This is a genomic window from Novosphingobium sp. SG919, from assembly GCF_012932495.1.
GTDB lineage: Bacteria > Pseudomonadota > Alphaproteobacteria > Sphingomonadales > Sphingomonadaceae > Novosphingobium > Novosphingobium rhizosphaerae.
This window is the reverse complement of the sequence record NZ_JABCNG010000001.1, coordinates 2,149,104-2,161,875: the sequence shown is the minus strand read 5'-3', so window position 1 is coordinate 2,161,875 and position 12,772 is coordinate 2,149,104. Positions and strand designations below refer to the sequence as shown.

General features: G+C 65.2%; 9 protein-coding genes. 2 read left to right on the top strand and 7 right to left on the bottom strand.

All coding sequences use genetic code 11. The features are described 5' to 3' along the window. Window positions 1-28 precede the first annotated feature (28 nt). From FHT19_RS09590 to FHT19_RS09570, 5 genes are all read right to left on the bottom strand, one after another. The gene (locus FHT19_RS09590; RefSeq protein WP_169474741.1) at window positions 29-1,627 is read right to left on the bottom strand and encodes a carboxylesterase family protein; all 1,599 of its coding nucleotides are present in this window, start codon (window positions 1,625-1,627) and stop codon (window positions 29-31) included. Window positions 1,628-1,694: 67 nt separating this feature from the next. Next, window positions 1,695-4,622 carry a TonB-dependent receptor gene (locus tag FHT19_RS09585; protein ID WP_169474740.1) on the bottom strand — a complete coding sequence of 976 codons (2,928 nt, stop codon included), beginning with the start codon at window positions 4,620-4,622 and terminating at the stop codon, window positions 1,695-1,697. A 96-nt stretch (window positions 4,623-4,718) separates the two neighbouring features. Then, window positions 4,719-5,213, bottom strand: coding sequence for a DUF3237 domain-containing protein (locus tag FHT19_RS09580; protein ID WP_169474739.1), 495 nt, complete (start codon window positions 5,211-5,213; stop codon window positions 4,719-4,721). Window positions 5,214-5,215: 2 nt separating this feature from the next. Beyond that, window positions 5,216-6,862: a CocE/NonD family hydrolase gene (locus FHT19_RS09575; protein WP_169474738.1), complete on the bottom strand. Its 1,647-nt coding sequence runs from the start codon at window positions 6,860-6,862 to the stop codon at window positions 5,216-5,218. A 26-nt stretch (window positions 6,863-6,888) separates the two neighbouring features. Continuing rightward, entirely contained in the window at window positions 6,889-7,386 is a 498-nt protein-coding gene (locus FHT19_RS09570) for a DUF3237 family protein (RefSeq protein WP_168555283.1), read from the bottom strand. A 150-nt stretch (window positions 7,387-7,536) separates the two neighbouring features. On the opposite strand from FHT19_RS09570, the gene FHT19_RS09565 reads away from it, so the two are divergent. Beyond that, a complete protein-coding gene (locus tag FHT19_RS09565) occupies window positions 7,537-8,100 on the top strand; it encodes a MarR family transcriptional regulator (protein WP_169474737.1) in 564 nt (187 codons plus the stop codon). Window positions 8,101-8,434: 334 nt separating this feature from the next. After that, window positions 8,435-9,265: a 23S rRNA (adenine(2030)-N(6))-methyltransferase RlmJ gene (gene rlmJ / locus FHT19_RS09560; protein WP_169474736.1), complete on the top strand. Its 831-nt coding sequence runs from the start codon at window positions 8,435-8,437 to the stop codon at window positions 9,263-9,265. Window positions 9,266-9,527: 262 nt separating this feature from the next. Here rlmJ and FHT19_RS09555 read toward each other — a convergent pair whose 3' ends face one another. Then, window positions 9,528-10,853: a sigma-54 dependent transcriptional regulator gene (locus tag FHT19_RS09555; RefSeq protein WP_169474735.1), complete on the bottom strand. Its 1,326-nt coding sequence runs from the start codon at window positions 10,851-10,853 to the stop codon at window positions 9,528-9,530. After that, complete coding sequence (locus FHT19_RS09550) at window positions 10,850-12,586, bottom strand: sensor histidine kinase (protein WP_248290356.1); 1,737 nt, start codon at window positions 12,584-12,586, stop codon at window positions 10,850-10,852. Before FHT19_RS09550 ends, FHT19_RS09555 begins: the two co-directional genes overlap by 4 nt. Window positions 12,587-12,772: the final 186 nt, after the last annotated feature.

Genomic DNA, 12,772 nt, shown 5'->3' with positions numbered 1-12,772 from the left:
AGACCGAGCGCGCGTGCGAAGCCGCGCATCATGCTGCATACCGTGCGATCAGGGCCTGTTCCGCGCCCAGTGGATCGGCGCGAGCGGCTGATATCGCAGCGAACACCATGGTTTCCCGCTGTGGCAGGCGATAGGCTGGCCAATGTGGCACCCCCGCGCCATTGGGATTGCCGTGGCGGGCAAAGTGCGTCCATGCCGCGCTCATCGTGTCGGCAAGCGGCTGGGCAGCGGCAAAATCCGGGCCAATAGCGCCGGACGCGCGCGACAGGGTATCGAACACCAGCGGCAGGTCGAGGCCATGCGGACTGCGCATGCGGCCACCCTGTGGCATGACCGGCCAATCGAGCAGATAGGCAAACACCGGCGCGCGGCCGAGGGCGGCATGGCGATCGGCCGCGATGCGGGCGTTGCGGCCCATGCCAAGCTCGGTCGTGATGGCGAAATAGGTGTCGCTGGCGCTTGCCCCAGGGTGAAGGCTTCGAAAGCCCGCGATCAGGCCTGCAGCGTCATGCACGGTGGCGGGGAGCATCTCCGGCAGGCTGGGCCAATCGAGGGTGAAGGCGCGGGGCGGGGGAAACAGCCCGGTCGTTTCCGTGGCAGTATGGCCGATCAGCAGGGGAACATCTGGCGCGACAGGCGGTGCACCGGGTCCGAACGGGGTGTGTGGCACAACGATGCCATCGGCCACCACGCCCGGCCCGCGGGTGGGATCTCCGCCCGTTACCTGGCGAATGGCATCGAGCAGGCGATCGGCCGGCACCTGGCGCAAGGCATCGGGCGCGGTTGGCGCCAGGCCGAGGGCGGCCATGATCGCGCGGGTCTGGCGCTCCGCATCGTCTGGCGCGATGGTATAAGTGCCAAATCCGCTTTGCAGGATCGCGCGCTGAAACAGGCCGCGCGCTGACGGCATCGCGAGCAACGCAGCGACCTTTGAACCACCACCCGATTGCCCGAAGATCGTGACACGCCCGGGATCGCCACCGAACGCCGCGATATTGGCGCGCACCCAGCGCAGCGCGGCGACAAGATCGAGTTGCCCCACATTGGACACCGCCATGCCGGATTTTGCCAGATTGCCGAAATGGAGATAGCCAAATCCGTTGAGGCGGTGGTTGACCGAAACCAGCACCACATCGCGGCGCTGGCATAGCCGCAGCCCATCGTTGACCGGCGCGTCGCCCGCGCCCAGGGCAAAGCCACCGCCGTGGATCCACACCATGACCGGACGGCGCTGCCCGTCGTTCACGCCAGGCGTCCAGACATTGAGGGCCAGGCAGTTTTCGCTTTGCCGCACGCCCGCATCGACGGGGGCGCCGGGCGGGGCAAGCTGGGGGCAGCGATCGCCAAACGCCAGCGCGTCGCGCACGCCGGGCCACTGCGCCGGCGGCGCCGGCGGCAGGAACCGCCGCGCGCCGCCGGTATCTGCGCCATAGGGCAGGCCACGAAAGACGTGCACGCCCTGTTCGACCGATCCGCGCACCAGCCCGCTGGTGGTGCGCACCACGCCGGCATTGGCGGCCCGAATGGACGGGGCCACCCATAGCGTGCCGCTGGCGAGCGCGCCGCCCAGCACGGTGCGCCGGTTCAGGGTGGTGGTCGATGGTGCGTTGGCGGAAATGGCATGCACTCCGAAAAAGGGGCGGTGTGGGCCTGCCTGCCGGCAGGCCCCCGTTTGCCGCGACCGGCTGGATCGGTCAGAAGTTGTAGCGCACACCCACGCGATAGCGGCGGCCGATCACGTCGTAATAGACCGAGTTGTTATTGCCGTTCCACAATGGCGGCGGCATCACGTCGAACAGGTTGGTGACGTTGCCATAGACCTGAAGCGTGCGGGATCCGCTTTTGATCAGATCGAAGCTGGCACCAATATTGGTGTAAAATCGGGACGGCACGCGGTTGATGTTGATGCTGTTCACAAGGTTGACGTTGTAGCCCGGGTCTTCCGGTCCGATCAGCGAGGCATCGTACTTGCCGCCCGAAATGAAATGCCCTTGCAGGTTCAGCGTCAGGCGGCGCAGTGTCACCGAGGCGAACCCGTCGACCACCCACGATGGCACCCCGTTGAGCCCGTTGTCGCCAGCGCGGTTGACCGGCGTGGTCGTGCCCGGCATCAGCACCGCGCTGTTCGTCAGCTTGATGGTGTGGGTGGCGAGCGCGCGCAGATCGAGTGCGGATTCCGCGCCGAGGTTGGTATGATAGCTGGCTTCGAAATCCAGGCCCTTGAGATCCTGGCGGTTGAGATTGAGGTAGAGCACCGACACCGACTGGAGAATACCGCTGGCGTTGCGCGTCACCAGCCCGCAGATATCGGCAGCGCCAGTGGTGTTGCAGGTATTGACGATGACCTGGGCGCCCAAGGTGGCGATCGCATCGCGGATGCTGATCTTGTAGTAATCCGCCGACAGCCGCAGCCCGCGCAGCGCGCCTGAAGGTTGCAGCGTGATCCCGGTTGTAAACGTGCGCGCCTTTTCCGGGTGAAGATTGATGTTGCCGCCGGTGTAGATCGTCGCGAACACCTGCGAGCCGGTCTTGGTGTCAGACAGCGCGCCCACGCCGGTTACCGGGGTGGTGAACAGCTCTGCCGTGTTGGGCGCGCGGATATCCTGGGATTCCGTGACCCGCAGCAGCACACCGTCGATCGGCGCATAGGTGCCGCCGATCTTCCACGTCGTGGCGTTGAAGCTGTTGGATACGGTAAGGTTGGCGGTGTCGTAATGGGTGCGGCGGATCGCGCCATTGAGGTCGAGGCTACGGCCGAGCGGGCTGTCCTTGAGCAGCGGCAGCCCGGCTTCGACATAACCTTCGATCACGGTCACATGGCCGCGCGTGGGCGTCGCGTTATACACGTAAAAGCCGTTGGCCGCCGAGATCGGATCGACGGTGATGGACAACTGGTCGCGCCGTGCTTCTACCCCAGTGGCCACGGTCATCGGCCCGGCCCAGCCTTCGAACAGCGTGCCATGCACGTTGCCGGCACCTGCCCACTGGCTGAACCGGGTGTGCTGGTAAGTCGTGCCAAAGGCATAGGCTACGGCCTCGGGCGAAAACTGGCCCTGGCCGAGAATGTCGAGCGGGCGGCATGCGGTATTGGGATCGGTCAGCGCAACGCGGCAGATCGGTTTGCCCGTGACCGGATCGGCCACGGCATCGATCGCCTTGGCATAATTGGCGGTGATGCGATCGTTGACGGTGGACTGGGTATAATCGGTCACGCCATACTGGACATAGGCATCCCATGCCCAGTTGCCGCCGAGCTTGCCGTTGGCCCCCGTCACGATGCGGAATGTGTCACGCTTGGACACGCTGTTCATCTGCCCGAAATCGGTACCCAGCTTGCCGATGACCAGCCCGGTGATGCCGTTGGCCTGCATCGTCTGCTTGATCGCATCGGGCAGGAACGGATTGTCGATCTTGATCAGGCTGCCATTGCCGGGAAAACCGCCATCGCGCACTTCGGGGCCGCTGGTATAGCCGGCGACGTGCCCATAGCTCATGTCGATAAAGCCGGTGAAGGCGGGCGAGGCTTCGTACTCAAAATGGCCGAAGGCGTTGTAGCGGGTGACCGGGATCGACAGTGCCGGATCGCCGAAGAAGCTGTTGAGGCCGGCACCGGTGCCGCCTTCCATGAACAAAGCGCCGGCATTCTGGCCATACGAGAACGGCACGGCGTTGCCATTGGCGTCGAACTGCAAGCCGCCCAGCGGGCCACCGCGCGCGGCCGAGCGCGTGCCGGCGGCGTTGACGACGCCGGTGATCAACCCGCCGGGTGTGAGCGTCGCGGTATGTACGTTATAGGCGATGTTGTTGGCGGGCCGCCCGTTGACGCCGGCGGTCTGCGTCAGGTTGCCGACTTCGTTCGAGCAGTTGGTGCGGGTATAGCACCCGCCCACGCCCAGATCCTTGTCGTATTCGGCACCAAACACGGCATGGCCGCGACCATCGGCAAAGCTGGTGCCGGCGGCGATCTGGGCCACATAATTGTTGCCATCGCCGCGATCGGTCACGCCATATTCGAAATTGCTGCGCACCCCTTCGAGATGCTTGTTGAGGATGATGTTGATCACCCCCGAAACCGCGTCGGAGCCATAGGCCGCCGAGGCGCCGCCGGTAACGATATCGGCCCGCTCGATCAGCAGCGTCGGGATGAGGTTGAGATCGACCGTGCCGGTCGACGTGCTGGGGGCAAAGCGCCGGCTGTCGACCAGCACCAGCGTGCGGCTTTGGCCAAGCCCGCGCAGATCGGCGATGCGGGCGCCAGCATTGACCGGGCTGATGTTGGACCCCACCGTCGAATTGGAGGGCGAGGATGACGCGCGGAACGAGGGGAGGGTGGCCAATGCCTCGCCGATGTTGGTCGCGCCCATCTTTTGCAGGCGCTCGGTGCCCAGCGTAGTGACCGGGGTGGGCGCGTTGAACGAGCTGTTGGCAAGGCGCGAGCCAGTGACGATGATCGCCTGTTCTTCGGCGCGTTCGGCGCTGGTGGGTCGATCGGCGGCAGGGACCGGTGTTGCGGCGGGCGCATCTTGCGCCGACGCAAGCGATGGCATCGCCGCAAGGCCAAGCGCGGCACTGGCGAGCAGCCTGGCGTGGCGGGCGGAAGCGTAGGCAGTCTTACCCTTCATGATGGCGTCCTCTCTGGTTCCCCGATTGCATGTTCGGGGTTGTGGTTATGATGACGATGCTCGGGCGGAAGGGGGCGGGCCGGTGGCCGGCCCCGATCAACGCACGAGGTAGTAGCGAAACAGCGAATGGTCTGGCGGATCGCCGGGCGACACGTGTGGTCGCCGCGCGCCGACACCGATCAGCACGCTGCGGTTGAGCCATTCGTGCGGCCCGATCGGGGCGCGGAAATAGGGGGTGCAACGGAAATAGCGCGGGATTGGCGGCGCGTCCTCGGCCATGCCCGGCAGGCGCAGCGGGCCATGCACATAGCCACGGTTGTGGATATAGATATGGGCGCCGTCGTCAGCCTCGATCATGTAGTGCGCGTTGAGTTCGACCACGCCATCGGCGCGCACGACCGGCCAATCCGCGCCACTGAAATCAACCAGCCGGCCGTTGAGCCGCGGCCCGGAAACGGTGCAGCCGGCGCCCACCGAGGTGTAGCCGGCGCTGGCTCCGCCCGAGATGGGCCAGACCCAGCGCTTGTCGAAATTGATGCGGATATCGAACGCGTGCTCGGCATGGAGCGCAAGATCGTCGGCACTGTCCATGGCTACTCCTCCCTGGCCGGCACGACCGGCAGCAGCAGGTGCGACGGGTGCGCTGCGCCCAGGTGCAGCACGTGGCGCCCGGCGTTGCGGGTCTGCGCGTGGGCCGCAAAGGGCAGGCCGGGTAGGCCTTTGTCGGGGATGTCGCGCCCCTGGATAACCAGGCGCAGGCTTTCCCCGGCAGCAAAGCGGGTGGACGATGGCCAGATTTCGATATCGATCGGCACGATCTGGCCGGGTTTCAGGCGCTGTTCGGTGGTGTGCAAATGAAACGGTTGAAGCGGCGTGCTGCGCGCCGGATCGGTGGCGCGATGGCTGGCGCGTAGCCAGCCCAGGGCAACCGGGCCGTCTTCAAAAAAGGCATAGAACGTCTGCCCTGCCGGCGCACCTGTGGCGTCAAGCTTTTGCAGGGCAACGAACAGGTCCATGTCGTCGGCGCCGTCGGCCTCCACCCACAGCCGCAGGCTGGCATGGCCGGTGATCTCGGTATCTTCGGCAAAGCGATGCTCGAACACCGCGCTGCCAGTTTGCGCGTCATAAGCCGTTTTGCCTGGCGCTTCCGGCACAGCCTCGTGCAACCCTCCATCCGCGCCGAGCCATAGCGGTGTCGCCACGGCGCGAGCGAGCGGCCATTCGGCTTCATCGCGCCACACGGCGGCATCGTGGCGATCGCGCACTTCGATCCGCACGCGCGGCCAGGCGGGCAGCCTGGTTTCGTGGCCGCGCAGGAAGTGATCGAAGAACGCCTCGCGCCCGGCTTGGCTTTCGGGGCGGTAATAGTTGGCCCACTTCTTTTGGCCGTGCACGGTCAGCCATTTTTGCGGGCTGCCAATGGCCTTGAACGCTTCAAGCGTGCCGCGCGTGTGCAGCCCGTGGTCCGACCAGCTTGCCACGACCCAGGCCGGCGTGCGGATCGCGCCAAGGTCGATTTCCTTGCCTTGCCAGAAGGCATCGTAAAGCGGGTGGGCCTGGGCATTGGCCCAGGTGTCTTCGGTTTGGCCCAGCGAATAGGCGATGTTGTCTGATGCGCGGGGCAGGAACCCGGTTTCGAGAATGCCGCCATGATAGGCGAATTCGCGATACCAGTCGGTAAAGCCTTCCCACGGATTGATCGCCGCCAGGGCGGGTGGGGCCAGCGCAGCGACCCAGAACTGGATCGCGGCGAGGTAGGAAACCCCGGTCATCCCGATCTTGCCGTTCGACCACGGCTGCTCGGCCAGCCAGGCGATGGTGTCGGCGCAATCCTGCGCCTCCATCGCGCCGTTGTGGTGAAAATCACCTTCCGAAAGCCAGGCACCACGTGGATCCACCACTGCCACGGCATAGCCGCGTGGGCACCAGGCGAGAGGATCGGCGCCCTCGAACGGGGTCAGTGGCGAAAGCCAAGCAGGATCGACGCCCGAATGCGGCCAGAACACCCGGTTGCTGCGGGCGTGCTTGCCATAGGGGCTCCACGATAGCAGGCAGGGCAGGTCTGCCAGGCCGGTCGTCCCTGCCGGGCGATAGACATCTGCATAGATGCGCACGCCATCGCGCAGCGGGATCGCCACGTTACGCTCGATCGCCAGCCCGGCGTCCTGCTCGATCGCATGGTCGCGCGGGGGCAGGGGGGGCTTGCCCGGCGCGGTATGGGGATCCTTGCCGGGGCGCATCAGCGGAGAAAACGCGGCCGCGTCCATCACAGCACCACGAAGTAATGGATGCGGTTGGCGTTGGGTATTTTCTCCGCCACGCCGATGAACACGTGCTGGCTCATCCACGCATGCGGCCCCTCGGGCGCTTCGAATCGCGGCGCCACGCGCATGTAGTAGTCATCGCTGCCCACATCCTCGTTGCGCGCCATGCGCGCCGCGATTTCAGGGCTGCGCGCCCAGCGATAGCCGCGATTCTGCATATAGATAACCGCGCCATCATCGGCTTCGAGCAAGTAGCGCGCATCGAAATCGATCACGCCGTTGGGGCGCTGCAGCGGAAAGTCACCGCCCGACATGGGGATGACACGGCCATTGAGCCGCGGCCCCTCGATTGTGCCGTTGGCCGCATAGATCGCGGCGCGGGTATCGCCAATGGCAGAGGGTTCGATCCAGCGCAGGCCCGCCAGATCGATTGAAATGGTGAAGGCAAATTCGCAGCGCGGCGCAAACGGATGGTCGGGCGCAAAGGGGGGCGCCGACACCGGGGGGTGTGCCGGCGCAGGGGGTTGGGATTCGGCCAAGCGATCCTCTCCTGGGTGATTTTGTGAGTTGTTGATTTCTCACTATGTCAGTTGTTGATACATCCACAAGTCCGGCATGACAAGGGACAATCTTTTGGCTATGCAATCGGCATGGACACGGACAGCGCCAGCGAAAATCCCAGCCACGCGCTCCTCGCGAGCGACAGTTTGCTCGTGGAGGGGGACGGGCACGCCATGCTGGCGGCATCAGAGCGCCGCTGGCAGCTTTTCGGGCCGAGCCACTTGCCCTACCGCATCCTGCTGCTTGCCAAGATGATCGACCGCGTCACCTCGCAGCATGTGCGCGATCGCGCGGCCATGTCGCTGGCGGAATGGCGCGTGATCTCGCATGTCGAACTGATGAAGCAGTGTAGCGCGGCCGAAATTGCCGAGGCGGCGTTTGTCGATCGTTCCGAGGTGAGCCGTGCCGTGGCGGCACTCGAATCGCGGCAGTTGATCCAGCGCGATCCCAATCCGCGCAACCGCAAGAGCAGCCTGATCTCGCTCACGCCCGAAGGCAAGGCGATCTACGCCATGGTGCGTGAGGAACGCACGCACATGTACGAGGAATGGCTGGAAGATCTGTCGAGCGAAGACCGCGCCCAGCTCGACACCGCATTGCGCACGGTGATGCGCCGGATCGTGCTGTCCAACCCGGATGCGCTCAAGGCTTGAAGCGGTTCGCGCGCGGTCCTGGTGCCGTTCGCCGATGCCGCTTGAAACTGGCCGGCGCGCATGTTGACCTGGATCGGGGGGGGCAGCAGCATCGGCACGGAGCGGCCGGCATGGCGCCGACCCCGTTGTGCTGCCGGGTGTCTGCCGATCGAGCCTTGCCTCCTACGCCTCTGGTGACGATCGCCAACGCGGGCTTTCGGCCTCGCGTAGAAGTGCGTTGAAGGTTTCCGCCTGACTTTATAGGAGCACCCGATTGGTCACTTCAATCGCCTCGCACGCGGCAACTGCGCCCTGCAACTCCTTTAGAGGCAGATCGTCAGGATACTGAATTACAATGAATTATCGCCATTCCTTCCATGCTGGCAATAGCGCCGATGTCGTGAAGCACTGCTTGCTGATCGCCCTTGTGCGGGCTTTGCAGCAAAAACAGAGTGCGCTGACGCTGATCGACGTCCACGCCGGCTGTGGGTTGTACGACCTTGACGGCGAGCAGGCCCAACGCACCGGGGAAGCCACGCAGGGCGTGCTACGGGCCTTTGCCGACCCGAACCCCTTGCTGGATCCCTACCGTGCCGCCGTTCAGGCGGTGAATGTAGGGTCCGAACTGCACCTTTACCCCGGCTCACCGCGGATTCTGGCCCAGTTGCTGCGCCCGCAGGATCTCCTGATCTTGAACGAAAAGCATCCCGAGGACGTCAATACCCTGCGCGGCGCGATGCGTGATACATCCGCTGCCGTGCATGAGCGAGACGCTTACGAGCTTTGGCTGGCGATGGTGCCGCCCCGAACGCCTCGCGGCGTGGTGCTGGTCGACCCGCCGTATGAGCAGACGGACGAACGCGCGCGGATCACCGCCACTCTCACCGCGGCTTACCGCAAATGGGCGCATGGTGTGATGGTGATCTGGTATCCGCTGAAAGACCGTGTCACTCATTCGCGATGGAAGGAGCAGTTGCGCAAGCTCAACATCCCGAAATTTCTGACGGTGGAGCATTGGTTATACGATCGCGATCTGCCTGGCATCTACAATGGCGCTGGCCTTTTCATCGTCAATCCGCCCTACGCCTTCACGCAGGCTCTGCCGCCTCTGCTGGAAGCGCTGCGCGCCGCACTGGCGCCAGAGGGGCATTGCGGCGAGATCATAACCGATTGGTTGGGCGATTGAACAAAACTCTCATCACCCCCTTCTGCGAAACGAAGATTGCCGCACCGCTGGCTGCACCCAAAGCATCTTGAAAGATTTGCTCGCTGTCGTTCACCCGTGAACAGCGGCAGGCCTGCTGTTCTCCGCAACGCAGTCGATTGCCCAAAGCGCTGGGTACGGTAGGAAGGTCCAAGCCTTGGCATGCCAACGCTCTGCCATGACGGTGAGCAAACGACCGGTTCGCGTGCCTTGTTAAGGGTATGAGTGTCGTGCTTGGCGGCGCCTACCGCAATCCCATGCGGTCCATTTTCTTCAGCAGGCCGACACGCGAGAGGCCGAGGTCGCGGGCGGTATGGGTATGGTTGTGGCCGGTACGCTCGAGCGATTCAATAATCCGGCGGCGCTCCAACGCGGCGACCTCCTCTTCCAGGGTCACATTCGCGGCAGGCAAGGTAACGGGCGCGGTTCCACCGGTGGCAAAGGCCAGGTCCTCGACGCTGATCGCAGTGCCTTGCGCCAAGGCCGCTGCACATTCCACGGCTGCGCGCAATTCACGCACGTTGCCAGGCCAGGTGCGCTGGGCGATCCACTCCAATGCGGCGGCGCCAAAGCTGATGCCGGGTGCTGCGCGGCGAAGGAATATCTGCGCCAGCAACGCCTTGTCCGCCCCGCGTTCGTCCAGCCTTGGCGTGGACAGCACCAGGCCTTTCAACCGATAATAGAGGTCCTCGCGGAACACGCCATCGGCGACGGCGGCGGCAAGATCGCGATGGGTGGCAGCGACGATGCGCACATCCGATTTGCGCATCTCGCGTGCGCCAACCGGCTGATAAGTACCATCGGCCAGGAAGCGCAGCAGCTTGACCTGCATGGCCGGCGGCATCTCGCCGATCTCATCCAGGAATAGCGTACCGCCATGGGCCACTTCGACGAGGCCAGCACGGTCGGCATGGGCACCGGTGAAACTGCCCTTCAGGTGGCCGAACAACTCGCTTTCCAGCAAGTCCGCCGGCACCGCCCCGCAATGTACCGGGACCAAGGGACCCTTGGCGCGGGGCGAGGTAGCGTGGATCGCGCGCGCTACCAGTTCCTTGCCGGTACCGCTGGGCCCCAGTACCATGACCGGCATGTTGGTAGGGGCGACGCGGCGGATCAGCGCGCGCAGGGCGACCATTGGCGGGGATTGCCCGATCAGGCCCATGTCCTCGCTGGCTTCATCCCGCGCGCGCAGCAGGGCCAATTCCTGCGCAAGCCTCGCGCGTTCTACCGCGCGGGCGACGACGACCCGGAGCAGATCGGGATCGACCGGCTTGGCGAGAAAATCCCAGGCGCCCGCCTCGATCGCCTGCATGGCCAGTGCCTGATCAGCGTGGCCGGTCATCACCACCACCGGCGCAGGCGCAAAGGCGGAGATCAGCGCAATGCCCGCTTGCGGATCGTGATGTGGCGGCATCGCCAGATCGAGCAGCACGACATCGGGCCGCTGCTTCGCAAAGACGGCTTGCGCGGCATCGCCATCGCCCACCGTGGTCACTTCATGTCCCTGCGTGCGCAACCAGCCTGCAGTCAGGCGCTGAAAGGCGGGTTCATCATCGGCCAGCAGGATCATCCGCGCTCTCGCAAATCAGGCCCGAATGTCAGGCGAAAACAGGTGGTCCACCCGTCGCGCCGGGCCAGCGTGGCAGTGCCGCCATGCGCCTCCATGATACGGCGGACGATGGCGAGGCCGAGGCCCGTGCCTCCGGCCCGGCGCGAAACGAAGGGCTTGAACAGGCTTTCGGCAATCTCCGGCGCGATGCCGGGGCCGTTGTCGCAAATCTCGATGCTGCGGCAATCGGCAATGATCGTGCAGTCACCGCCCATCGCCCTGGCGTTGTCCACCAGATTGGCCAGGGCACGGCGCAAGGCGGCAGGATCGGCGTGGAGCATCATGCCGTCGGGCACATCCACCGGCACGCCAAATCCGGACAGATAAGGTGCCAGTTCGATGGGGCGCGGCGTAATGGTCCATGCCCGCGCATAATCCAGAATGTCGGTGACGAGCGCGTTCATGCGCCCCACCTGCTCGCCAATCTCCATGCGCACTTCGGGTGGGGCTCCGGTGGCTGCCATCTGCACAATGCCCAATGGGTTCCGCAGATCGTGCGCGATCGTCGCCGCCAACGCCCCCAGTTCCGCGAGCCTCGCTTCGCGCTCTGCTTCCACCATGCGCTGTGCGCTGGCGAGGCGGCGAGCGGCTTCCTCCACCAGCGCGGCGATGCGGGCGGCGGTGTGGCGCAGCGCGGCGGGTGCATCGTCCCATCCGGCCAGCGTCACGGCCTCTCCCTTAACCGCCAACCCTGGCCCATCGGCGGCGAGGCCCAGGTGCTGGCGCAGCATGGCGTTGGCCAGTTCGCCCAGCGCCTGCTCGTCTGCCACCTGCGCCAGGGCATCGCGCCATGGCTCCACATCTAGCTGGGCGCCTGGGAATACCAGCCGGTCGGTCAGCCGCTTGAGCGGCGCCATAACCAGAAGCCCAAGCGCCATGGCGCCCGCCAAGGCCGCCCATGTCGCCACAAAGCCCTCTGGCCGACCGGCAAGCGCCAGTGGCAAAGTGGCGATCAGCGCTGCCGCGCCCCCCGCGCCCGCCAGAAGGAGGATCCACGCCAAGCCCCGCCGCGCCCATACATCGCCCGCCATGAAACGATGCCGCAGCACCGCATAGACCAGGGCCAGCGAATAGAGCGGCAGCGCCAGCACCGGCCAGGGATATGCCTCAATCCCCAGCGCGGGGAAGGCAAAGCCGGTAAGCGCGAGAAGTCCGATCCCGCTCGACACGAACACAGCGCCGGCCTGATCGCGATGCAGCCCGCTCTGTTGACGCCATGTCTGGAACAGGCGGACATGGCCCGCCACCGACAGCACCGCCGTAACGCCCAGCACTCCCCAGCCCGCCAGCGAAGGCTCAAAGGCCCCCGCAAAGCCATGCCAGGGTACGATTCGTCCCACGCCCAGACAAATGCCTGCGACCACTGCCAAGCACGCGACGCCATAACTGGTCCAAGCCACCGGTCGCAGCGCACCGCATAGCGCGAAGGCGAATACCAGATGCACGAAGGCTGCAGCTGGCAATGGCGAAAGCGCGATCACGGTCAGCGTAAAGGGCGCTGCCCTAGCGCCCAGCATCGCCGGAGCGGCCATGGCCAGGCTCCACAGCGCCACTCCGCACAGGAATATCACCAGCGTCCATGCGCCCGGCAAACCACGCGCCTTGGCCGCGACAAAGCCTGCCAGCAGCAAGCTCGCCAGTGCGGTCAGGCCCAGCGCGCCGACATAGGCCATGATGCCAAGGGCTGTATCCATCGTTGACAGCATAGCAGGCGTTTCCGTTTACGTCGTTTACATTCGCACGAGGTCTTCACCGGCAAAAGTCCCGGTTTTCCGGCAATCTTCGCAATTGGCATGCCAGTTGCGAAGCCGGGGGCATGACGCGGTCATCCCGACCGCAGCTCGGGAAAGGAGCCAACCGTGTTGATCCCGATTGCTGCC

Bases quoted from the DNA above. Each gene is read 5' to 3' on its own strand.
- FHT19_RS09585 (WP_169474740.1), bottom strand. From the start codon at position 4,622: ATGAAGGGTAAGACTGCCTACGCTTCCGCCCGCCACGCCAGGCTGCTC.
- FHT19_RS09555 (WP_169474735.1), bottom strand. From the start codon at position 10,853: ATGATCCTGCTGGCCGATGATGAACCCGCCTTTCAGCGCCTGACTGCA.
- FHT19_RS09550 (WP_248290356.1), bottom strand. From the start codon at position 12,586: ATGGATACAGCCCTTGGCATCATGGCCTATGTCGGCGCGCTGGGCCTG.
- FHT19_RS09565 (WP_169474737.1), top strand. From the start codon at position 7,537: ATGGACACGGACAGCGCCAGCGAAAATCCCAGCCACGCGCTCCTCGCG.
- FHT19_RS09580 (WP_169474739.1), bottom strand. From the start codon at position 5,213: ATGGACAGTGCCGACGATCTTGCGCTCCATGCCGAGCACGCGTTCGAT.
- rlmJ (WP_169474736.1), top strand. From the start codon at position 8,435: ATGAATTATCGCCATTCCTTCCATGCTGGCAATAGCGCCGATGTCGTG.
- FHT19_RS09575 (WP_169474738.1), bottom strand. From the start codon at position 6,862: ATGCGCCCCGGCAAGGATCCCCATACCGCGCCGGGCAAGCCCCCCCTG.